The sequence below is a fragment of the Cytobacillus purgationiresistens genome (assembly GCF_030813235.1).
GTDB classification, from domain to species: domain Bacteria; phylum Bacillota; class Bacilli; order Bacillales; family Cytobacillaceae; genus Cytobacillus; species Cytobacillus purgationiresistens.
The window spans coordinates 40,171-61,381 of sequence record NZ_JAUSUB010000032.1 but is presented as its reverse complement, the minus strand read 5'-3'; the positions used below and the strand labels follow the sequence as shown (position 1 = coordinate 61,381).

The window sequence follows — 21,211 nt, the reverse complement described above, 5'->3', positions numbered from 1 at the left end:
ACTTGAGCTTTGAATGCCCATCTTTCTACGCTATTCTCGCTTTGCGATCAGGGTTGAGCTTTGAATGCCCATCTTTCTACGCTATTCTCGCTTTGCGATCAGACTTGAGCTTTGAATGCCCATCTTTCTACGTTATTCTTACTTTGGGATTAGACTTGATCTTTGAATGCCCATCTTTCTACGCTTTAACGTTTTAGCTCGAGTTCGAGCTTTGAAAGTCAGTTATTATCCCCAATAACTTTAGGCTCAGTCTTAGAGGATCATTCACACCCTAAAAAAAACCAAAAAGCATGTCCTTAAGACATCGCTTTTTTTGGTTCAACAAGTCACATTCATATTCTTCTTATAGACACGGCTGCCCACTTGGTCAATATGCAAACAATTAAATTTCATATGAGGCATTTCAACCGCAAGGCCTTGGGCCACTTCTAATCCCCTGCCTGGTGCCACTAAGCATAAAACCGTTGGCCCTGCACCGCTTAATGCAACGCCAAGTGCTCCAAGACTTGGTGCTAGCTTTTCTATTTCTTCTAGATGAGGGACGACCTGTTTCCTGTATGGATGGTGATATAAATCCTGCATCATCATTTTACCAGCTAGTTCATAATTACCGCTTAATAAAGAAGCAATCATTACATTTCCTACTGCTCCTGCCTGGACGGCATCCTTAAAAGAAAGGTGTTCGGGTAAAAGTCCTCTCGATTCCTTTGTCAAAAGCTCCGTACTGGGAATGCATGCAATGACCTCCACTTCTAATTCACGGAACACAACTGCGTCAACGTCAGTTTTTGATTGGTTGCCAATGACTAGTCCCCCCATCAGTGAGGCACCTACATTATCAGGATGCCCTTCAAACATAGCTGCCACCCTCAACTTTTCCTGCTTGGATAGATGTAATTCACATAGCGCATCAGCAAGCTCAATCCCAGCTACAATGGCTGATGCACTTGAACCTAAACCACGTGCAATTGGAATATCACTATCGATTATTACTTGGCATGGGGGAATCTCCGCTTGAAATTCCTTCGCCGTTTCTATTGCTGTTTGGATGATAAAATTTTTCTTATCAGATGGATACATGCTTAATTCTTCCGTCATGGGAATCACTTCCCACTGATCTTGTTTTACCACTTCCATACGCAAGTATAGATTGAGGGCTAAGCCAATGGAATCAAAACCTGGACCGAGATTTGCTGTGCTTGCTGGTACTTCAATGATGAGCCTTTCGCCCCCGATCATGCATGGACAACTCCTTTAATATGCTCTGCTACAGCATGCTCATCATTTGGCAGCAGAATTGGTTTTACTGGACTGCATTCTATCGCTGTGTTCGGATCCTTCAATCCATTACCTGTAAGAACTGCTACAATTCTTGCACCATGCTTGATTTCACCGTTGCGAAGCTGCTTATAAACACCAGCAAGTGAAGCGCAAGACGCAGGTTCAGCAAAAATCCCCTCTGAAGCTGCAAGCTTTCTGTACATACATAGAATTTCCTCATCACTTACTTCGTCAATTTTCCCATTTGATTCCTTTATAGCATCGACTGCTAAACTCCAACTCGCCGGGTTTCCAATGCGGATAGCTGTAGCAATTGTTTCAGGGTTTTCAAATACCCGATTGTGAACAATAGCTGCTGCTCCCTCAGCTTGAACCCCATGCATCTTAGGAAGACCTGAATCTTTTGCTTCATGATACTCCTTGAAGCCCTTCCAATACGCACTAATATTCCCTGCATTCCCAACCGGCAAAGCAAGAATATCAGGAGCCCCTCCAAGCTGATCACACACTTCAAACGCTGCTGTTTTTTGACCTTCCAAACGATAAGGATTTACTGAGTTTACTAGTGTAATTGGTTCAGTCTCACTGATTTTTCTAACCATCGCGAGTGCTTGATCAAAGTTTCCTTCAATGGATACAATCTCTGCACCATACATTACTGCTTGAGCGAGTTTACCCATTGCAATTTTCCCTTCAGGAATAACAACGACGCATCTTAAACCCGCTCTTGCTGCATAAGCTGCGGCTGCGGCTGATGTATTTCCAGTAGATGCGCAGATAATCGCATCACTGCCTGCTTCCTTCGCTTTTGCAACAGCCATAACCATCCCTCTGTCTTTGAAAGAGCCTGTTGGGTTTGCCCCTTCTGTTTTCACGTATAAATCGATGCCCCACTCTATTGACAGCTTATCCAGTCTAATTAAGGGAGTATTCCCTTCATTTAATGTAACCATCGGTGTATTCTCATTTATCGGTAAAAAATCCTTATAGGATTTTAATAGCCCTTCCCATCTCATCTTCTTGCGCCCCCTTCAACACGATAAGAACTTTTGATTTCTTCTACTGCCTCTAAATCTCTTAAACTTAGTAAAATTGTTTCATAATCATCGAGAGAAGCTTGATGTGTAACTAAAACAATCTCTGCAATTTTCTCCTTAACAGGTACTTGAAGGATTTTCTCAAAACTAACGTGATGATCAGAAAAGATAGTAGTAATATTGGCAAATACACCCACTTCATCACTTACATGCAATCTTAAGAAATACTTGGAAAAGATTTCGCTACCATCCTTAAGTTTCTTATCATATTGTGGTGTAACTGCGCTTTTTCCATTTACACCAAGACGCATATTCTTCATGACACCGACAACATCAGATACTACAGCCGTTGCCGTAGGTAAGCTTCCCGCTCCCGGCCCATAAAACATTGTCTCTCCAACCGCTTCGCCATACACATAGACAGCATTATATTCATCTTGAACACCTGCTAATGGATGGGATTCAGGAAGAAGCGTTGGCTGAACGCTGACTTCTACTTTCTCACCTTCTCTATGTGCGATCCCAATAAGCTTCATTGTATATCCTAACTGCTCGGCATATTGTAAATCTTCTTCAGTTATATCTGTAATTCCCTCTACCTTCACATCATCCAAATCGATATTCATAGAAAAGCCCAGCGTAGATAGAATCGCCATCTTCCTTGCCGCGTCAAGGCCTTCTACATCAGCAGTAGGGTCACTCTCTGCATATCCGAGATCCTGCGCTTCTTTTAATACATCCTCATAAGCGCTTCCTTCTTTACTCATTTTTGTCAAAATAAAGTTTGTCGTACCATTAACGATTCCCATCATTTTTGTAATCCGATCAGAAGCAAGACCATCCACAAGACCGCGTAGAATTGGAATACCACCCGCTACACTTGCCTCATAAAATAAGTCACAGCCGTTTTCTGAGGCTGCAGATAAAAGCTCCGGTCCGTATACTGCCATTAAATCTTTGTTTGCCGTAACGATATGCTTATGATGACTGATAGCCGTTTGCAAATATTCCTTTGTTTCTTCTAGTCCGCCCATTACTTCTATAACTACATCTATATCAGGATTTTTTATAATATCATCTGGGTTAGTTGTTAGAATATTGGAATCCACCTCAACTGCACGTTCTTTGCTCAAGTTCTTCACAAGAACTTTTTTAACCTCAACAGGGCAGCCTACCTGATGCATAAGCTTATCCTGGTGACTTTCAATTATTTTGACCACTCCTGAGCCTACTGTTCCTAGCCCTAATAAACCGATTGAGATTGCTTCCATTATCCGTTCCCCCTTGCACTGTTCTCTCTAAAAGTACATTTGTGTTTGTATAGTAGACATTATAGACCTCATTTGGAAGAAAGACAATAGGTTATTTTTCAATTTTCACAAAAAGACGCTCAATTTATCGATGACAAAGTATAGAACAATTTAGAAAAGATTTCACGAAACCTATTTTTTTACATTTGTGCAATTGAATGGCTTTTGCCCATAAAAAAGAAGCTGCCCTTGCAGGGAGCCTCTGATCATTTCAATGTGTAACTGCAGTGATTGGGTCTTTTCCAGATAGTACTGCATCAATATTTTTGACACAAAGTTTCATCATATCGTATCTTGTTTCTTTTGTGGCACTGCCGATGTGAGGCATTGCGACGACATTATTAAGCATTAACAATGGATGGTCCGCAGAAATTGGCTCATTTACAAACACATCTAACCCAGCCGCTGCAATCTCGCCTGTCTTGAGTGCTTCAGCTAAATCTTCTTCGTTTACGATCGGCCCTCTAGAGGCATTTACAAACACAGCCGTTCGCTTCATTTTTTGAAAAGCCTCTTTGGTGAACATATTCTTTGTTTCTTCAGTTAAGGGCGTGAGACAGACAACAAAATCAGATTGTGACAATAAGTCTTCAAAGTCTGTATAGACAGCACCCAGCTCAGCTTCCGCATCAGGTTTTCGTGAGCGATTATAATATAATATGTTCATATCAAATCCTGCTGCCCGTTTAGCCACAACTTTACCGATACTCCCCATCCCAACAATGCCAATTGTTTTATGATGTACATCTTGACCAGCTAAAAGAAGCGGGCTCCAGCTTTTCCAATCCCCATTCTTTACAAACTCAGACGCTTCAACCATACGCCTTGCAGCTGTAAGCAGAAGGGAGAAAGCTAAATCAGCAGTCGATTCAGTCAGAACATCGGGTGTATTTGTAATCGTAATACCTAACTCTGCTGCAGCAGCAACATCGATATTATCATAGCCAACAGCCATGTTGGCTACCACCTTCAATTTCTTACCTGCTGCTAATACCTCTTGATTAATATTCTCTGAAAGCATTGTAAATAACGCATCTGCGTGCTTTACTTCTTCAATTAAGGTTGCGTGGGGGATTGGCACATCCTCTTGGTCCCACATTTTTACATCATAGCTTTCCTTTAGTGGAGCAATCACGTCTTCCGGTATTTTTCTTGTAATAAAAATTGTTGGTTTCAAATGTCCCACTTCCCCTACTTTTTCTCTAATTATAGGGAAAAACTGAAAATATAGAAAGTTATTTACTAATCAACCATTCAGGTATTGGGATATTCCATTGCTGAAGGGGGCTTTCTGAAAGTTCAAAGAAATTCCCAACAAAACGCTCGTAGTCTCCTGATTGCTGAAGATACTTTTCCATCTTCTCCTTAAGCATATTTCTTAGCTGTTCAGAAGAAGTTCCATAATACGCCTCTACACATTCAAAATAATGCAAAGGAAAAAGTATCCTCGCATAATATAACCGCCATGAAAAGGGTGATAAAGGAGTGACACTCTCATATTCCTTAATAAATTGACGAAGGTCTGGCTCGTATGTTTTAATATTGTGAAAATACTTCTCCCTCGTCCATTCAGCTAAATCTCTTGTTGCATGGTCAAATACCCAATCAAAGGGGTTCTTGATATAGTATTGATCTCCCCATGATTTTGAGGATAACCTCACATGACACACAGTCCCACTATCCGTCATATACGGTTCATCGTCATATTCGGTATCAACTATATATTGTATCGCATTTTCCGCTAGTCCCATGTAATATGGGAAGGATTCTAAAAACAGCCGATCAAAGTCGTTCTCCCCATCGAATTGAAACAGCATTTCATTCCATACTCTTTCCATTTGATCCAATCGCGTTTCCCATAACTTTTTCCATTGTCCAATCCGGCTCGTCTTTTCAACGGCAAATGATACACTTCTGCCGCGATAATGAAATTTTGCCAGCTTCCTGCCAATTTGTTCATTTTTTCTCAGCTGTAACCGTTCATTGTTTAACACTGCATAACGCGCATCCTCCCACTCGCTAAAAGGTTTTCCTTCTGTCGTTTTTAAAAAATGTGCTATATTTCTGTCGCCGCTTGTTTTTAAATGCTCCGCAATTCGATCAAGCTCCTCTATCTCTCCCTCCCCCATATGTCCTGCAGGCACTAAAATATAAACTTCATCTTGTTTCTTGCATGCATTATAGTTGCCAAGTCTAAATTCCTCATCTGCATTAATTCCATATTTATCCTTTAATAACCTTCTGATCATTTTGACCCTCCTCCATGAAACCTCTTATGGGATATATATGAATTTACTATAAAAAACTTGTTGATTACTTTCATGAGGATATGATGCAGTGAAAGTTCGCAAGCTAAAGTGATCATCATATATTATAGAGAGCAAAGTGATTGACTGAATCCTAAATAGAAAAGGTGAAGACATGAGCGAAGAAAAAGTAGTGAATTTAACAGAACAAACCGCACGCAGATGGCTGCATGAAAGAGGCGTAGAAATTCGTGATATCGCCGATTTAGTGTATTTTCTTCAGGAAAGATACCATCCTGATTTAAAAATCGAGGTCTGCATCGAAAACGTTGAACGCGTATTATCAAAAAGAGAAGTTCAAAACGCAATATTAACTGGCATACAGCTCGATATCCTTGCTGAAGAAAAAAAATTACTGGAGCCGCTGCAATCCGTTGTAGAAGTTGATGAAGGATTATATGGAGTAGATGAAGTGCTCGCATTATCAATCGTCAATGTATATGGATCCATCGGTTTTACAAATTTTGGTTATGTGGATAAATTAAAGCCTGGAATCTTAAAGGCGTTGAATGATAAAAACTCTGATAGATGCCATACATTTCTTGATGATATTGTTGGTGCCATTGCTGCTGCTGCTTCAAGCCGCCTTGCACATAGAGCAAATAACACAAAATAAAACGCAAGAAAACTGCTCAAAGAGCGGTTTTCTTGCGTTTGTTTTTTTATTTGGCTTCTTCGTATACTTGGTTGCTTTTCACAGCAGTGGTTGATTTCCTCTCCAGGTGCTCGCTATCCGCGGGGCGGGCGGTGGCCTCCTCGTCCGCTTCACTCCTGCGTGGTCTCACCTGTCCCGCAGGAGTCACACACATCCGCTCTAATCAACTTTGTTATCAATGGTTTGTCTTATCAAAACCTATGAATAAACAACAATTTTTTAGAAAAGGAGCCTTTTATTTAAAATCCCATTGATCGAGGGTATCAACCTTATAAGTTGGTTTTTGTTCGTATCCTTCAAGAAGTATTTTGGATGTCACTCCCGTGTGAACGAGCAATGTGTCTATCCCAGCATTCATACCCGCCATGATATCTGTATCATAATTGTCCCCAACCATTAACGTCTCGTCTTTACTTGTCCCCAGCACCTTTAACGCCTGCTCCATAATAATAGATTCAGGCTTCCCAATGAAAATAGGGCTGGTTTGTGTAGATACTGTGATAACTGATGTTAACGATCCGTTACCTGGAAGCAGACCCCGCTCAGTTGGTATCGCAATATCCCCATTTGTAGATATAAAAACGGCTCCGTTTCTTACGGCTAAACAAGCCTGCGCCAATTTTTCATATGTGATGGATCGGTCAATCCCAGTTACTACATAATCAGCATTCTCACCAGCAAATGAAAGCCCTTTTTCCTTCAGAGCCGATTGTATTCCTTCTTCGCCAATAACATAAACGGATGCATCGCTTTTCTTCTCATAAATATAATTGGCCGTTGCCATACTAGTTGTAAACACTTGCTCTTCTTCTGCCGCTATACCAAAGTCCTTCAGTTTATCAGCGACTTGGTTTGGCGTTCTAGAGGAATTGTTAGTCACAAACAAATAAGGGATTCCAAGCTGTGTTAATTGATTAACGAAACCAACTGCTTCTGCAATCAATTCTGTTCCTTTATACATTGTGCCATCCAAATCGATTAAGTAGCCTTTATATTTATTCAAATCTTCATCACTCCAGCTTTATGTATATATTCTACAGGACAATCCAAACAAATGCGGGTCGCCACACTAAATAAAAAGACCGGTTTCCCGATCCTCAAATGATTATTTTCTAAAAGCGGAAACAGGGCCAAGCTCTTTTGTCAAATAATCTCTTACATTCGCCGGAAACTTTAACAGCATTGGCAGATGTTCTTTAAATACTTGATTTAAATGCTCATGATTAATCCCTGTATATGCCTGTACAAGCGTTTTACGATAATCGATAATACCTTTAAAGCTAATGCTCATTTCTTGATCAATCACCTTTTCATCATCCAAAATATCGATGATGTCTTCATAACTACCGGGATCTCTCATAATAAAGCCATCAATCATTGCATTCCCAACATCCAAAATGGATTCAATCATCATTTGCGCCATGCGTTCAAGCGCCATCTTTTCAAGGGGTGATTCAAAGGTTTCCTGCTGTTCAAAAAGGTTCAGTTGCTTTTCTAAATACACAAGTGTCTCTTCAATTTTTTCACGATCAACAAAATACATCTATCTCACCTTTCACTTTTTCAATCTAAGTGGTTTTTCTTTATTATACACTTTTCATCCTTTTCTATTGTAGCTCATTCGAACAATAGACGAAAGTTTGTCCAAAATCGTTTTGAACAAGAGTGGGTTCTGATAAGATAGAGGAAGCAGTTTTTAGCGGAAAAAGCCATTTTGCTGAAAGGGGAAAAATAATGTCAGAAAGATTCTTTTTATACGATGATTTAGTGGATACAAAAACCAGATTCATTAGCTTTATGGGTGAGAACCAACGCTTTGATCTCGCTCTTGTCCGCTCTGATCGCTATTATGGAAAACAGCTTGTACTTGATATTCAAGGCAGCCGATTTGCGATTATTGGCACAGATGATCTTGATGAAGAAGGATATCTAGAGCATGCCTTTCAGCTGTCTGAAGAAAATGCAGCTGAGCTAAGATCCTTCTTATATGAAGTGATATAGGATAAAATGATTCGCCTTAGCAAATAGTAAAAGAGAGCCATTTGGCTCTCTTTTTTAAGTGACGAATACGAAGGGGTGACCGCCTGCATGGATGAAAAAGAACAAGCTTATTCAGACTTCAGTAATGTCGAGTCACAGAAAAATGATCTCGCTGTTGAAGACCTTCCTGAAGGACCTTATGGGTCTCCTGTCGGAAAGTATAAACCTGTTGAAAATAAAAGCTCACCATGGCAAGAAGGTCAGCGCCAATCCAGCGCATTTAATTACGAAAATAAAGAATTACACCACAATAAACCAAGACAAATGGACGGAGCCCACCCTCCGCACGCGGAAGACGACTAATCGTCATTTGAGAGTGACTGATTATGGTCACTCTCTTTCTATTGATCAAAAAATAAACTTACTTATGAACCTTCCGCACAACAAAATATGGGCAGCCAAAATTACAAAATTCATATAGGTACTCTGTCAATGTGCTTATTTTTGTATCATACGTTGCTTTTTGGTTTTGATCGTCAAAAAAACCTCTTAATCGAAGCTGACCATAACCCCAATCACCAACAATATAATCATATCGCATCAATATATCGCTAAATCTTCCGCGGAATGCTTCTTCATTAAAGCCTTCTCGGCGATCTTCTATCACTTCGTAGCATGAGCTCTGTATACAAATCAATTGATTTCACCTCTTCTAATACAAGCTTATTTAATCAAAATTATATGATAAATTTCATATTCAATACAATGTCCATAATTAAATTATAACTTATTCCCCATCAATTACTAAGAAAAAAAACCAGTTAGCAGGAAAATATATAACTGAGGAGGTGTAAATGATGAAAAAGACTTTTATAATCATCGGGGTCTGCGGAATGGCGGCATTAACTGGCTGTCAAGGTCAAACTGACAACGCAAGAGGAGATATCTACCCCAAAAGCGGTAACACCATTAATGTAAATGACGAACGTGCAGATATTTATAATCAAAACACAGGACATTCAAGCGAGGACTTCGGTTACGTACGTCATCAAAGAAGTCCGATTCAGGGTGATCAAGTAGGAACTGACCACTATGCTTCCATTGATCGTGAAAAAGTGGCAGACATTATTGGAAAATACTGTACTGAGGTGCCGGATGTGGATGATGTATCCACTCTCGTTACGGATAAAGAAGTGATCATTGTATATGATACAGATTCTGAAAATCCAGAAAGTACAGCTAAACAGGTAGAAAAAATGGCAGAATCCGTTGTTCCAAGCTGGTATAACATTTATACGACAGATGATACGCATTTAAGAAAATTTGTTGAAAGCTACGCTACAACAGATTCAGATAGCTTAAACGTACATGATGGGATCGACCAGCTGATTAAAGAAATTCAGAGCTCAGCTCCGAATAGAAGTGGGCAGCCTCAAGAACCCACAACAAATGAAAACAATCTTTAATGTAGTTAAACAGCCGAATAAAAAAAGTTCAGCTTCAATTAGCTGAACTCTTTTTATTCAAAATTAAGCTTCTTGAACGTTTGTTTCTCCCATTAACTGCTTTTGCTTCGCTGCGGCATTCACTTGTTCATCAGCATGGTAAGACGAACGTACTAGAGGACCAGCTTCACAATGGCTGAAGCCTTTCTTCATAGCAATTTTTCTTAATTCATTAAATTCATCTGGGTGGTAGTATTTCACAACTTTAATATGCTTTTTGGAAGGCTGCAGATATTGACCAATTGTCATGATGTCTACATCATTTGCACGAAGGTCATCCATTGTAGCGATGATTTCTTCCTTTGTTTCACCAAGACCAATCATTAAGCTGGATTTAGTCGGGATTTCAGGTTGCATTTCTTTTGCTCGTTTTAAGAATTCCAAGGAACGAGCATATGTAGCGCGCGCTCTTACTCTTTTCGTCAATCTCTCTACCGTTTCAATATTATGGTTGAGGATATCAGGTTTCGCATCCATCACTGTTTTTAGGTTTTCGTAAACTCCGCCCATGTCAGAAGGCAGTACTTCTACACTTGTAAATGGGCTTTTTCTTCTGATTGCTCTAATCGTCTCAGCTAGTACACTTGAGCCGCCATCTTTTAAATCATCGCGAGCCACTACAGTAATAACAACATGCTTAAGATTCATTAATGCAACAGAGTCTGCCACTCTTTCCGGCTCTTCTAAATCTAATTCTGTTGGAAGTCCTGTCTTAACCGCACAGAATCGGCAAGCCCTTGTACAGATAGATCCAAGAATCATGAAAGTAGCTGTTCTTCTTACAGCCCAACACTCATGAATGTTTGGACATTTCGCTTCTTCACATACAGTGTGAAGACCTTTTTCTCTCATCATCTTTTTTAAGCCGGTATAGTTTTCATTCGTGTTTAGCTTTATTTTTAACCATTCCGGTTTGCGCATATACTCACTTTTTTCGCTCATAATTATCACTCCATCCTGTAAATCCATAGGAAGTTTTTATAATCATTATAAACTGAAACCTCACTGATGCAACTTTAACATATGAAAGTGTCTAGGACAAGAACTGACACAATATTCATTACCATAATTTTATATCTATTTTATTTTATATTTTTCACAAACTAATGAAGTAGACAAAGTTGAAGGGAGGGTTATCGTGCGAATCATCATTGGCTTTTTCACGTTCATTTTATTAATCAGCTCCTTACAATTGACTGCATATGCTGAAAACCAAGCCGAGGATGTTTATGCAAAAAGACTGACTCTATATAAGCGAGTAGAAGCGGTTACCAATATCCCATGGTACTACCTTGCTGCCATTGACCAATACGAAAGAAATGTACGCCAGTCGCGCAGAGATTTACCAAAAGCAGAAGGGACGACCGGCATCTATTTTAAGCAGGAAGAATGGGTTGGACTTTTAAACCCTGATTTAGATGATGAAAATCCTGCTACTATCCAATTTTTCCAAGGGATTGGAATGGATGGAGATGGAGACGGAAAAGCCAGTCTTCATAATGATGAAGATGTCATGCATGCGTTCGCTAACTTTCTTCTCAAATATGGCACAGACCATGATAATTTAAAAATTGGTCTTTGGAATTATTATAAAAGAGATAAAGCAGTAAGCATTATAGTCGGTAAAGCAAAGGTATACGAACATTTTGGTCGGATAAACCTAGATGAACATGCTTTCCCTGTTCCATTAGGTACCCATTATAGCTACCGCAGTACATGGGGGAGTGCACGTGGCTGGGGTGGAAGAAGAATGCATGAAGGCACAGATATCTTCGCTGACTATAGTCTTCCTGTACGAGCAACCAGTTATGGCATTGTCGAGATGAAGGGTTGGAATAAATTCGGCGGCTGGAGAATTGGTATTCGCGATATCAATAATAACTATCACTACTTTGCGCATCTAAGCGCCTTTTCCAAGGATTTAAAAGTTGGACAGATTGTCGAACCAGGGATGGTCATCGGAGGTGTCGGTAGTTCTGGATACGGTCCTCCTGGTACCTCAGGAAAGTTCCCTCCACATCTGCATTACGGCATGTATAAGGACAACGGATACACAGAATGGTCCTATGACCCTTACCCGCACTTAAAGCTTTGGGAAAGACAAGAGCGGGCGAGAAAATAAACCTTGGAGGAAAGCATGGCAGATCACTGATTGATTGCTATGCTTTCATTTATTTACTGGGTTTGCTTTTGAAGTGATTTGTTTTTCATCTGATTTTTTTGATGTTTATCACGCATGTGTTGTCACCTTGTGCATCATTAGCAACCTTCTCACACTAAACTCAAATTCGTCACAACAAAAATAAGCAGAGAGAGATTACATCCCCCTCTGCTTATTTATTAACCACCCAGATAAGCACTTTTAATTTCTTCGCTTGCTTGGAGATCTTTTGCAGAACCAGTTAGTACGACTCTGCCTGTTTCGATTACATAGCCTCGTTTAGCTACGGATAGTGCCATATGCGCATTTTGTTCTACTAGTAAAATGGTTGTACCGTTTTTGTTAATGTCTTCAATAATCTCGAAGATGGTTTTTACCATGATTGGGGCCAGGCCCATTGAAGGTTCGTCCAGCAAGAGCAGCTTAGGCTTTGCCATGATTGCCCTGCCCATTGCAAGCATTTGCTGTTCCCCCCCTGACAAGGTTCCTGACAGCTGTTTACGGCGCTCATGCAATCTCGGGAAGGTTTCATATACCTTCTGAATATCCTTTTGGATTTGTTTATCTTTTCTAACATAGGCACCCAGCTCGAGATTTTCTTCGACTGTCATATTAGCGAACACTCTTCGACCTTCTGGAACATGGGAAATTCCTGTCTTCACAATCGTTTGCGCTGCCTTGCCTGCTATTGATTTATTTTCGTATTGAATACTGCCGTTTTTAGGTTTTAATAAGCCAGATAATGTTTTTAAAAGCGTGCTCTTCCCCGCTCCATTTGCACCAATCAAGGTAACAATTTCGCCTTCCAGCACTTCTATGGAGACCCCTTTTAGTGCATGGATATTACCGTAGAATACATCAATTCCATCAACTTTAAGCATCCTTAGGAACCTCCTCTCCAAGGTAAGCTTCAATGACCTTAGGATTATTGCGTATGTCTTCCGGCAATCCATCCGCTATGAGCTGTCCATGGTCCAAAACATATATTCTCTCACAAATTCCCATAACTAAATTCATATCATGTTCAATTAATAGTATCGTTAAATTAAACTTCTCTCGAATAAAGGCAATTAAATTCATTAATTCATGTGTTTCTTGTGGATTCATTCCTGCCGCAGGCTCATCAAGCAGTAATAGTTTAGGACCCGCAGCTAATGCCCTGGCTATTTCTAATCTGCGCTGTTGACCGTACGGCAAATTTTTTGCGACTTCATCTTTCAATTTATGCAGCTGGAAGATTTCCAGCAACTCTAGAGATTTTGTCTCCATTTCCTGTTCCCCTGTAAAATGAGAGGGTAAACGCAGAATGGAACTGATAACAGAGTGCTTTGCTTTAGAATGATTGGCAACCTTTACATTGTCCAATACCGATAATTCATTGAATAGACGGATATTTTGAAAGGTACGGCTAATTCCTCTTCTTGTTACTTGGTAAGGTGCTAAGCCATTCAGACGCTCGCCCTCTAGTAAAATCTCGCCTTCGGTAGGTACATACACTCCTGTAAGCAAGTTAAAGCTTGTCGTTTTTCCCGCTCCATTTGGACCAATTAGACCAACTAGCTCCCCGCGGTTAACTTCCATGCTAAATCCAGAAACAGCTTTAAGTCCGCCAAACTGAATGCCTGCTCCTTTTACTTGTAACAATGGCTGTGCTTCCATGTTAGTTCCCTCCTTTTACACTTTTACGTTTAAAGAGGTCAGTAATTTCCCGCGTGCCCATAAGTCCTTGTGGACGATAAAGCATGACGAGTACTAATACTAGACTATAAATGATCATTCGTGTTTCAGGATAGCCTTGAAGGAAAGTCGAAACGACTGTTAAAAGGATCGCCGAAATGACTGCTCCTGAGAGACTTCCAAGCCCTCCTAATACTACGAAAATTAATATATCAAATGACTTCAAGAAGCCAAACTGAGCTGGTTGGATAATATAAAAATTATGGGCGTATAACCCGCCAGCAATCCCAGCAAAAAAAGAACCGATGGCAAACGCCATGACTTTATAATAAGTTGTATTGATTCCCATCGCATCCGCAGCGATTTCATTTTCCCTGATAGATATACAAGCCCTACCATGTCTCGATTTGGTAAAGTTCGTGATGACAGCGATTGTTATGAATAAACAGATAAAGGTATAGGTCCAAGTCGTTAATTTTGAGACCTGCATCCCTGCGGCTCCTCCAACAGCATCGATATTAAGGAAGACAATTCTGATAATCTCCGCAAATCCCAATGTCGCAATCGCAAGGTAATCTCCACGCAGACGCAAGGTTGGAATCCCGACCACTAGACCAGCAAGAGCAGCACAAATTCCACCAGCTAATAAAGCGATTGGAAATGGAAGCTGTAATTTCATTGTGACAATTGCGGATATATATGCTCCTACAGCTAAAAAGCCAGCATGTCCGATAGAAAATTGACCAGTGATTCCAATAACTAAATGAAGACTTACTGCCAATATAATGTTAATGCTGATAAAGATGAGCGTATTGGAATAAAAATTGTTTAAGATTCCGGTATTCATCAGAACCTGAACTGTTCCATATACAATGACGGATAAGATTAAAAACAGCCAAAACCCTTTAAACTTTTTCATCAGTCATCCTCACCTACACTTTCTCTCTAGCATTTTTACCGAAGATTCCCGACGGCTTAAACAATAGAATTAAGATTAAAATAATGAATGCAGCTGCATCTCTCCAAAGAGAATAGCCTAACGCACTGACCACGGTTTCTACTACACCAAGCAAGAGACCACCAACCATCGCACCTGGAATAATGCCAATACCGCCAAGTACGGCAGCTACGAATGCTTTTAAACCTGGAATGACGCCCATAAGCGGCTCAATTTTCGTATAGTAAACACCAAAAAATACGCCAGCCGCTCCAGCAAGTGCTGACCCAATTGCAAAGGTTGCAGAAATCGTCGTATTTACGTTAATACCCATCAATCTTGCAGCATCCATATCATGTGAAACCGCTCGCATTGCTTTTCCAATTTTTGTTTTATGAACGATAAATTGTAATAAAATCATAAGAGCAATAGAGGTACAGAGAATCATTAATGATTGACTGCTAATTTGCGCGCCAAAAAAGTCAAAACTCCTATTAGAAAGTACATTGGGATACGCTTCCGGTTGAGCCCCTCTAAAATAGATGACAACATATTGAATGAGAAGAGATATCCCTATCGCTGTAATAAGTGCAGCGATTCTCGTTGCATTTCGCAATCTCCGATAGGCAACACGTTCAATGATGACACCAAAGAGTGCACAAACTGTCATCGCTAATAATAAAGCGGGGAAGAAACCAAGACCCCAGCCTGATATTGCATAAAACCCTACAAACGCCCCGATCATAAATATTTCACCATGGGCAAAGTTAATCAATTTAATGATTCCATACACCATTGTGTAGCCTAAAGCGATGAGCGCATAGATACTTCCTAATGAAATACCATTTACTAACTGCTGAACCCATTCCATGAATTCTCACTCCCCCTGAATCCCACAGATCTTGCCTTGACGAACTTCAAAAAGACGAAGACGAAAGGCTTGTTGCACCGATACAATTGATGCCACTAAATGTCCTTAAGTAAAAAAAGAAATGGAAGGATAAGAAGAATCCCCCCATTTCGACAGCCTGCTTTTTAAGGATTAACCTTAGACTTAAAGACTTGCTCCCCATCTTTATATTCTAAAACAGTCGCTGATTTAATTGGGTTATGATCTTCATCTACTGTTACGATACCTGTTACAAGGGATAAGTCTTTTGTTTCAGCAAGGGCATCTTTAATTTTTGTAGCATCACTTGTATCACCTGCACGCTTCATTGCATCCACTAATAAATATACGGAATCATAGCCTAATGCATTGAAGGCATCTGGTGACTTCCCGCTATATTTCTCTCCAAATTTTGTAACAAATGTTTGGATCTTTTCATCTGGATCGCCAGCAGAATAGTGGTTCGTGATGAATGTATTATTTAGTGCATCTGCACCTGCAAGTTCAACAAGTTTAGGAGAATCCCAACCGTCAGCACCCATTAATGGAACATCAATGCCCATTTCACGTGCTTGCTTTACGATTAATCCTACTTCTTCGTAATAGCCAGGAATAAAGATAAATTCTGGTTTAGCTGACTTGATGCGAGTCAGTGTAGAACGGAAATCTGTATCCTTTGCTACATAAGACTCTTCTGCTACAACTTTTCCGCCTGCTTTTTCAACTGTTTCTTTGAATGAAGCAGCTAATCCTTTAGCATAATCACTTGCGTTATCTGCATAAATGGCTACATTTTTTGCAGATAGTTCATCTATTGCAAAGTTGGCAGCAACTCTACCTTGGAATGGGTCAATAAAGGATGTACGGAACACGTATTCATTGACGCTTCCATCATCATTTACTGTCACATTTGGGCTCGTACCTGATGGAGAAAGCAAGATTGTTTTAGCCCCATTTGCCACTTGAGCCTGAGCAACTGTATTTCCGCTTGTTGCAGAACCGATTATTGCTGTTACTTTATCATTCTCAGTTAATTTAATAGCCGCATTTGTTGCTTCTGGGCCGTCTGATTTATTATCAACTTTAGTAATCTTAATCTCTTTCCCATCGACTCCACCTGCTTTGTTGATTTCATCAACAGCAAGTTCCATCCCTTCAGCAATACCTTGACCATAGGATGCAACTGGACCTGAAAGCTCCAAGTTCGCACCAATTTTAATCACGTCGCTATCCTTAGAATCTCCACCCGCACCTTCACTTCCACAGCCTGCAAGAAAACCAGCAGCTAAAGTCGATGCTAACAATACCGCTGTAAATCTCTTTTTAAAAAACATATAAGATCCCCCTTTTTTTGACTATTCTAACAATTAAAGATATGCTAAGAGCTATCTATTTTGACCCCACTTTTGAAAACTCTTTTTCATACCCTTACTAATCTGACGAATTTCCTAAGAAATTGAATATATTCTCTAAAAATTCAATCAAATCTAAAAATAGTATAGTACTATTTGATTAATCTGTCAAAACAATCTTTTGTGAATAATATCAATATTCTAATAAATATTATTCAGGTAGAGTTCTAAAGAATTAAACTACTAAAGCAATATTCAACTATTTTAGTAAAATAATAAAAACTAGGGGAATAAAAAAATAAAAGGAAAGCCTTCTCAGGCTTCCCTACAAATACATTTATTTATTTGAAATTGCTCTTCCTATAAGCAGAAGTAAAAGTAATAAAACAGCTATTGTTATGAGAGCAAGCATTGTACTTCCAGTAAACCCAATGACCAAGAATCCTGCTGCTGCGATCACCGCAGAAATCAATGCATAGGGTAATTGAGTCAGTACATGATCTATCAAATTACTTCCTGCTCCAGTTGCAGAAAGAATGGAGGTGTCTGAAATAGGTGAAGCATGATCGCCAAAAACAGCTCCTGCCAATACTGCAGCCATTGCCGGAATTAATAGACTAATATCGGTAGAAACAGCAATATCGCCCGCGATCGGGAGCAGTATTCCAAACGAACCCCAAGATGTTCCCGTACTAAATGCCATCACGGCAGCGATAACAAATAAGAGAAACGGAATGAGTGCTGTATTTAAACTTGAATTGTCTATCACGCTTGCTAAATAATTACCTGTCCCAACCATTCCAATTAAATCGGCAAGTATCCATGCAAAGATTAGAATTAACACTGCAGGCAGCATTGATTTGATCCCTGCAGCAGTCCCTTTCATGATCAAGCTTTTAGGCATATGATTATGAGAAACAATCTGTTTAATAAATAACGCAAAGGCTACGACTAATCCAAGAACACCACCAATAAATAATGATAATGAAACATCTGTATTTTCAAAAATAGAGAAAATCGTCACGTTTCCTTCTGTCGCAGTATAGCCTGTCAAGAACATAGCACCTATTGTTCCAACAAAAAGCACAACAATCGGCCAAACTAAGTCGCCGACTGACCCTTTTTCACTTGTTGGTAAATCGTCTTGCAGCTCACCTGCCATTGATTTGTCAGGATCAAAGAGAATACCCTCATTTATAGCTAGGCTTTCATGCTTTTTCATAGGGCCGATATCCAGCTTTCCCATTGCAACAATAAGCACAACTGCTAAAGTCGCCCATACGTAAAAGTTCATCGGAATGATTTGCATAAATGCGGAAAACGCAGAGTATTCAGTGATGTTATGAGTTGCGAGTATAGATCCGATAATTGCAATAATAGATGCGCCCCAGCTTGAAATCGGTGCAACAACACAGATTGGAGCTGAAGTAGAATCAATCAGGTAGGCAAGCTTTACGCGAGAAACCTTTTGCCTATCTGTTACCGGACGGGAAATTTGTCCAACGGTAAGTGCGTTAAAATAATCATCAATGAAAATAATAATTCCTAGTACAACCGTTAATAATTGTGCACCTACACGGGTTTTCACTCGTTTCATCGCCCACTCACCAAAAGCACGGCTTCCGCCTGAAAGTGAGATAAAGGCAGTAATAACGCCGAGTATAAGCAGGAAAAGCAGGATATAAATATTCCCTGCATTCCATGCTCCATCTGCAAAAAATACACCCTTAACTGTTTCATAAATAATAGAGAATGTTTCTTTTATATTAAAATCAGCAAGAATAATTGCTGCAGTCACACTCCCTGCTCCCAGCGATAGAATCACCCTTCTTGTTAAAACAACCAGGATAATCGCTACCAAGGGAGGCAGCAAAGCAATAATCGTATTCGTCATGTAAATTGTCCCTCCGTATATTTTTTACAGGAACTAGGACAATGATGAAGGATCGAATAGCCTCTGTGACCTAAGCCATAGCAGCTAAACAATAAAAAAAGAGTAATGATAGAGAAGAAGATTCTATCATTACTCTTTATAAGTAATACAGGTTCTCCATCACGAACTGTAGCTCCCCATTATGCAAGTATATTTTCATAAAAAGATATACCTCATAATGACAGTGTTACTCTTTTTCAAAGTAACCCCAGCAAAATAAACACTGACATATTTATTTTACTTCGGCAGATTTCCCTTCCAGCTATGATCTTCGTTGTCATCCTCACATAGCTTACTAATGAATATCTGCTCCTCTACCCCATCGGATATGATAAGGTTTTATTTAATTAACATATATTATACCAAAATAACAAAACCCGAGCAAGAAACTTCATATAAGGTTGATCATACATTAAGAACTTCAGTTCATATAAGGATAGTATTTTGGACAACAAAAATACTCAATGTTATCTCTTGCTAATATACAAATGGGCCTATACCATTTTTAAAAGTGCCTCACGACCTATCATTCCCTCTGTAATACCCCATTCTTCTGCTTCGAATGTTACGGATTCCAGTGGAGCATCAATCAGCTGTTGTATCGTTTTTACACCTACTGCTCTGCCCGCAATCACTTTCCGGTCCTTCAATTTCTCATTCAGCAAAGCGACATCAAGTGCGCCGCACATAATATAGCCTTTATCATTGGTAACCACTAGCAAATTTGTCTTGGGCAGCTCAACTGAAACGGCTAAAAAGGTATGTCCTTCTATGTCTATTGGTTTTAAATCAACCATAAATCTAACGCCTCCTTCTCTCCTTACAATTTATGTAGAGAAAAGGGGAAGCGTGTTCTTCCTTATTAAAATAGACCAAGCTGGCGAGGGGCTAAGCCTTCATACTCAATCCCTAATAACTGAATCATTTGCTTAGCGTTATCAGCGGCATCTCCGCCAGAATTATTGTTAAACACAGCGTAAACATGCTTGCTTGACTTTTCAAGGTCCTTCAAAAAGCCTGCCCACTCGCGCAGTTCCGCTTCGTTATAACGATATAAATATCTGACCTCACGCCAATTCGCATGATTCCTCTTTTGCCAGCCGTGAATATTGCGTCCATGAAATCTGACTAGTACGGTATCAGAACCTGCTGAATCAAGGACGATAGGCACAGAACCCTCCCCGGACTGCGGTTCATCACAGATACTATGTATCCATCCTTCCTCTTTCATGAATTGTATGGTACCTTCACGAAAACCAGTTCGATACCATGATTGATGACGGAACTCTAAGGCACAGGGGATATCCCCCATCTGAACTTTACACCAGCGCAAATAGTTCACATTTTCCTTTTTGCAATCAAACCATGGAGGGAATTGAAAGAGAACCATTCCTAACTTTTTTGTTTCTATATACGGTTGTAATGATTCAATGAAAGCATGGAACATTTCCTCCTTCGATTCAAATGGAATCTCTCCCCTTTGATGGCCTGTCATTCCCTGATAGGCTTTAACGATAAAACGAAAGCCTTCAGGTGTATCATTTACCCATCGAAGCGCATTTCGCTGAGGCTGGACAGCGTAAAATGCCGAGTCTACTTCTACAGTAGGAAAATGTGCTGCATACTCCTGTAATTTATCACGCGGAGAAACCGGTGTTGTATATAACCGATCATGATCTCCCCATCCTGTTAAACCAATGGTAATCATTGTCCTCACCTCCCACCTTTACTAAAAAAAATATATTAAAAACATTATATTATAGCTCTAACAATTATTGTAGGGAGGTGCTTTCTTTCTCTGCAGGATAAATGAAGCCAACTTCTATTTTAATCAGAGTCACTGCTATTTTTTTTAGCAAGCTGTTTGATTGTTTCGTAAAGTTTTCTTGGACAACCAAAAAATGACTCAGAAAGTAACTTAATGGTCACATTCTGAGTCACTTTTATTAAATATAAGTAATGTTTAGCTATTTCGTTCTGCGCCCTGCTACCAATTGGAATATAAATACGACTAAGGCAATCACTAATAAAAGATGTACAAGTCCGCCTGCTATTTCAAAGCTAAACCCTAAAATCCACAGGATAATAAGAACTCCGATAATCGACCATAACATAATCATGTTCCTTTCTATCATGAATTTTTTTATTTATTTATGTGATACTTTTAGATACCCTTAATAAAAGGAAC

General features: G+C 39.7%; 23 protein-coding genes and 1 riboswitch. Of the genes, 5 read left to right on the top strand and 18 right to left on the bottom strand.

The annotated features are described in order from the left end of the window. Positions 1–318 precede the first annotated feature (318 nt). From thrB to yutH, 5 genes are all read right to left on the bottom strand, one after another. Positions 319–1,239, bottom strand: coding sequence for a homoserine kinase (gene thrB / locus J2S17_RS24075; protein ID WP_307478685.1), 921 nt, complete (start codon positions 1,237–1,239; stop codon positions 319–321). Further along, entirely contained in the window at positions 1,236–2,297 is a 1,062-nt protein-coding gene (gene thrC / locus J2S17_RS24070) for a threonine synthase (protein ID WP_307478683.1), read from the bottom strand. The genes thrB and thrC overlap by 4 nt, the downstream gene beginning before the upstream one ends. Then, complete coding sequence (locus tag J2S17_RS24065) at positions 2,294–3,589, bottom strand: homoserine dehydrogenase (protein ID WP_307478680.1); 1,296 nt, start codon at positions 3,587–3,589, stop codon at positions 2,294–2,296. The genes thrC and J2S17_RS24065 overlap by 4 nt, the downstream gene beginning before the upstream one ends. 250 nt (positions 3,590–3,839) lie before the next feature. Further along, positions 3,840–4,805, bottom strand: coding sequence for a 2-hydroxyacid dehydrogenase (locus J2S17_RS24060; RefSeq protein ID WP_307478679.1), 966 nt, complete (start codon positions 4,803–4,805; stop codon positions 3,840–3,842). A gap of 58 nt (positions 4,806–4,863) precedes the next feature. Further along, positions 4,864–5,877, bottom strand: a complete 1,014-nt coding sequence (yutH, locus tag J2S17_RS24055) for a spore coat putative kinase YutH (protein ID WP_307478676.1) — start codon at positions 5,875–5,877, stop codon at positions 4,864–4,866. A 172-nt stretch (positions 5,878–6,049) separates the two neighbouring features. Between yutH and J2S17_RS24050 the strand changes: the two genes are divergently transcribed. Then, entirely contained in the window at positions 6,050–6,550 is a 501-nt protein-coding gene (locus J2S17_RS24050; RefSeq protein WP_307478673.1) for a phosphatidylglycerophosphatase A family protein, read from the top strand. Between the two features lie 274 nt (positions 6,551–6,824). Here the strand turns inward: J2S17_RS24050 and nucF are convergent, their stop codons facing one another. Together nucF and J2S17_RS24040 are read right to left on the bottom strand one after the other, a co-directional pair. Continuing rightward, the gene (gene nucF, locus J2S17_RS24045) at positions 6,825–7,592 is read right to left on the bottom strand and encodes a 5' nucleotidase NucF (protein WP_307478670.1); all 768 of its coding nucleotides are present in this window, start codon (positions 7,590–7,592) and stop codon (positions 6,825–6,827) included. Positions 7,593–7,694: 102 nt separating this feature from the next. Next, positions 7,695–8,132: a DUF86 domain-containing protein gene (locus J2S17_RS24040; RefSeq protein WP_307478667.1), complete on the bottom strand. Its 438-nt coding sequence runs from the start codon at positions 8,130–8,132 to the stop codon at positions 7,695–7,697. Between the two features lie 191 nt (positions 8,133–8,323). On the opposite strand from J2S17_RS24040, the gene J2S17_RS24035 reads away from it, so the two are divergent. Beyond that, entirely contained in the window at positions 8,324–8,590 is a 267-nt protein-coding gene (locus tag J2S17_RS24035; protein ID WP_307478665.1) for a DUF3055 domain-containing protein, read from the top strand. Positions 8,591–8,677: 87 nt separating this feature from the next. Continuing rightward, positions 8,678–8,932, top strand: a complete 255-nt coding sequence (locus tag J2S17_RS24030; protein ID WP_307478662.1) for a cytosolic protein — start codon at positions 8,678–8,680, stop codon at positions 8,930–8,932. Positions 8,933–8,990: 58 nt separating this feature from the next. Here the strand turns inward: J2S17_RS24030 and J2S17_RS24025 are convergent, their stop codons facing one another. Beyond that, the gene (locus J2S17_RS24025) at positions 8,991–9,266 is read right to left on the bottom strand and encodes a YutD family protein (protein WP_307478659.1); all 276 of its coding nucleotides are present in this window, start codon (positions 9,264–9,266) and stop codon (positions 8,991–8,993) included. Positions 9,267–9,426: 160 nt separating this feature from the next. Here J2S17_RS24025 and J2S17_RS24020 point away from each other — a divergent pair, with 160 nt between their 5' ends. Further along, on the top strand, positions 9,427–10,035 hold the full coding sequence (locus tag J2S17_RS24020) for a YhcN/YlaJ family sporulation lipoprotein (RefSeq protein ID WP_307478656.1): 609 nt from the start codon (positions 9,427–9,429) through the stop codon (positions 10,033–10,035). Between the two features lie 63 nt (positions 10,036–10,098). Here the strand turns inward: J2S17_RS24020 and lipA are convergent, their stop codons facing one another. After that, positions 10,099–11,016 (bottom strand): lipoyl synthase, encoded by a 918-nt coding sequence (gene lipA, locus J2S17_RS24015; RefSeq protein WP_307478653.1) that lies wholly within the window; start codon positions 11,014–11,016, stop codon positions 10,099–10,101. A 202-nt stretch (positions 11,017–11,218) separates the two neighbouring features. On the opposite strand from lipA, the gene J2S17_RS24010 reads away from it, so the two are divergent. Further along, the gene (locus tag J2S17_RS24010) at positions 11,219–12,196 is read left to right on the top strand and encodes a M23 family metallopeptidase (RefSeq protein ID WP_370875115.1); all 978 of its coding nucleotides are present in this window, start codon (positions 11,219–11,221) and stop codon (positions 12,194–12,196) included. Positions 12,197–12,414: 218 nt separating this feature from the next. Here the strand turns inward: J2S17_RS24010 and J2S17_RS24005 are convergent, their stop codons facing one another. From J2S17_RS24005 to J2S17_RS23965, 9 genes are all read right to left on the bottom strand, one after another. Further along, entirely contained in the window at positions 12,415–13,116 is a 702-nt protein-coding gene (locus J2S17_RS24005) for an ABC transporter ATP-binding protein (protein WP_307478650.1), read from the bottom strand. After that, positions 13,109–13,894, bottom strand: coding sequence for an ABC transporter ATP-binding protein (locus tag J2S17_RS24000; protein ID WP_307478647.1), 786 nt, complete (start codon positions 13,892–13,894; stop codon positions 13,109–13,111). The genes J2S17_RS24005 and J2S17_RS24000 overlap by 8 nt, the downstream gene beginning before the upstream one ends. Before the next feature lies 1 nt (position 13,895). After that, positions 13,896–14,831 (bottom strand): branched-chain amino acid ABC transporter permease, encoded by a 936-nt coding sequence (locus J2S17_RS23995; protein ID WP_307478645.1) that lies wholly within the window; start codon positions 14,829–14,831, stop codon positions 13,896–13,898. A gap of 13 nt (positions 14,832–14,844) precedes the next feature. Continuing rightward, a complete protein-coding gene (locus J2S17_RS23990; RefSeq protein ID WP_307478642.1) occupies positions 14,845–15,720 on the bottom strand; it encodes a branched-chain amino acid ABC transporter permease in 876 nt (291 codons plus the stop codon). 164 nt (positions 15,721–15,884) lie between these two features. Then, positions 15,885–17,072 carry an ABC transporter substrate-binding protein gene (locus tag J2S17_RS23985; protein WP_307478639.1) on the bottom strand — a complete coding sequence of 396 codons (1,188 nt, stop codon included), beginning with the start codon at positions 17,070–17,072 and terminating at the stop codon, positions 15,885–15,887. 355 nt (positions 17,073–17,427) lie between these two features. Continuing rightward, positions 17,428–18,984 (bottom strand): Na+/H+ antiporter NhaC family protein, encoded by a 1,557-nt coding sequence (locus tag J2S17_RS23980; RefSeq protein ID WP_307478636.1) that lies wholly within the window; start codon positions 18,982–18,984, stop codon positions 17,428–17,430. Positions 18,985–19,145: 161 nt separating this feature from the next. Further along, a riboswitch (Lysine riboswitch) is annotated at positions 19,146–19,348 on the bottom strand. Positions 19,349–19,517: 169 nt separating this feature from the next. Continuing rightward, positions 19,518–19,820 (bottom strand): YunC family protein, encoded by a 303-nt coding sequence (locus tag J2S17_RS23975; protein ID WP_307478633.1) that lies wholly within the window; start codon positions 19,818–19,820, stop codon positions 19,518–19,520. A 65-nt stretch (positions 19,821–19,885) separates the two neighbouring features. Next, the gene (locus tag J2S17_RS23970) at positions 19,886–20,731 is read right to left on the bottom strand and encodes a DUF72 domain-containing protein (protein WP_307478631.1); all 846 of its coding nucleotides are present in this window, start codon (positions 20,729–20,731) and stop codon (positions 19,886–19,888) included. Between the two features lie 259 nt (positions 20,732–20,990). Then, positions 20,991–21,137, bottom strand: coding sequence for a lmo0937 family membrane protein (locus J2S17_RS23965; protein ID WP_307478629.1), 147 nt, complete (start codon positions 21,135–21,137; stop codon positions 20,991–20,993). Positions 21,138–21,211: the final 74 nt, after the last annotated feature.

Bases quoted from the DNA above. Each gene is read 5' to 3' on its own strand.
- thrB (WP_307478685.1), bottom strand. From the start codon at position 1,239: ATGATCGGGGGCGAAAGGCTCATCATTGAAGTACCAGCAAGCACAGCA.
- thrC (WP_307478683.1), bottom strand. From the start codon at position 2,297: ATGAGATGGGAAGGGCTATTAAAATCCTATAAGGATTTTTTACCGATA.
- J2S17_RS24065 (WP_307478680.1), bottom strand. From the start codon at position 3,589: ATGGAAGCAATCTCAATCGGTTTATTAGGGCTAGGAACAGTAGGCTCA.
- yutH (WP_307478676.1), bottom strand. From the start codon at position 5,877: ATGATCAGAAGGTTATTAAAGGATAAATATGGAATTAATGCAGATGAG.
- J2S17_RS24050 (WP_307478673.1), top strand. From the start codon at position 6,050: ATGAGCGAAGAAAAAGTAGTGAATTTAACAGAACAAACCGCACGCAGA.
- J2S17_RS24040 (WP_307478667.1), bottom strand. From the start codon at position 8,132: ATGTATTTTGTTGATCGTGAAAAAATTGAAGAGACACTTGTGTATTTA.
- J2S17_RS24035 (WP_307478665.1), top strand. From the start codon at position 8,324: ATGTCAGAAAGATTCTTTTTATACGATGATTTAGTGGATACAAAAACC.
- J2S17_RS24030 (WP_307478662.1), top strand. From the start codon at position 8,678: ATGGATGAAAAAGAACAAGCTTATTCAGACTTCAGTAATGTCGAGTCA.
- J2S17_RS24020 (WP_307478656.1), top strand. From the start codon at position 9,427: ATGAAAAAGACTTTTATAATCATCGGGGTCTGCGGAATGGCGGCATTA.
- lipA (WP_307478653.1), bottom strand. From the start codon at position 11,016: ATGAGCGAAAAAAGTGAGTATATGCGCAAACCGGAATGGTTAAAAATA.
- J2S17_RS24005 (WP_307478650.1), bottom strand. From the start codon at position 13,116: ATGCTTAAAGTTGATGGAATTGATGTATTCTACGGTAATATCCATGCA.
- J2S17_RS24000 (WP_307478647.1), bottom strand. From the start codon at position 13,894: ATGGAAGCACAGCCATTGTTACAAGTAAAAGGAGCAGGCATTCAGTTT.
- J2S17_RS23995 (WP_307478645.1), bottom strand. From the start codon at position 14,831: ATGAAAAAGTTTAAAGGGTTTTGGCTGTTTTTAATCTTATCCGTCATT.
- J2S17_RS23990 (WP_307478642.1), bottom strand. From the start codon at position 15,720: ATGGAATGGGTTCAGCAGTTAGTAAATGGTATTTCATTAGGAAGTATC.
- J2S17_RS23985 (WP_307478639.1), bottom strand. From the start codon at position 17,072: ATGTTTTTTAAAAAGAGATTTACAGCGGTATTGTTAGCATCGACTTTA.
- J2S17_RS23980 (WP_307478636.1), bottom strand. From the start codon at position 18,984: ATGACGAATACGATTATTGCTTTGCTGCCTCCCTTGGTAGCGATTATC.
- J2S17_RS23975 (WP_307478633.1), bottom strand. From the start codon at position 19,820: ATGGTTGATTTAAAACCAATAGACATAGAAGGACATACCTTTTTAGCC.
- J2S17_RS23970 (WP_307478631.1), bottom strand. From the start codon at position 20,731: ATGATTACCATTGGTTTAACAGGATGGGGAGATCATGATCGGTTATAT.
- J2S17_RS23965 (WP_307478629.1), bottom strand. From the start codon at position 21,137: ATGTTATGGTCGATTATCGGAGTTCTTATTATCCTGTGGATTTTAGGG.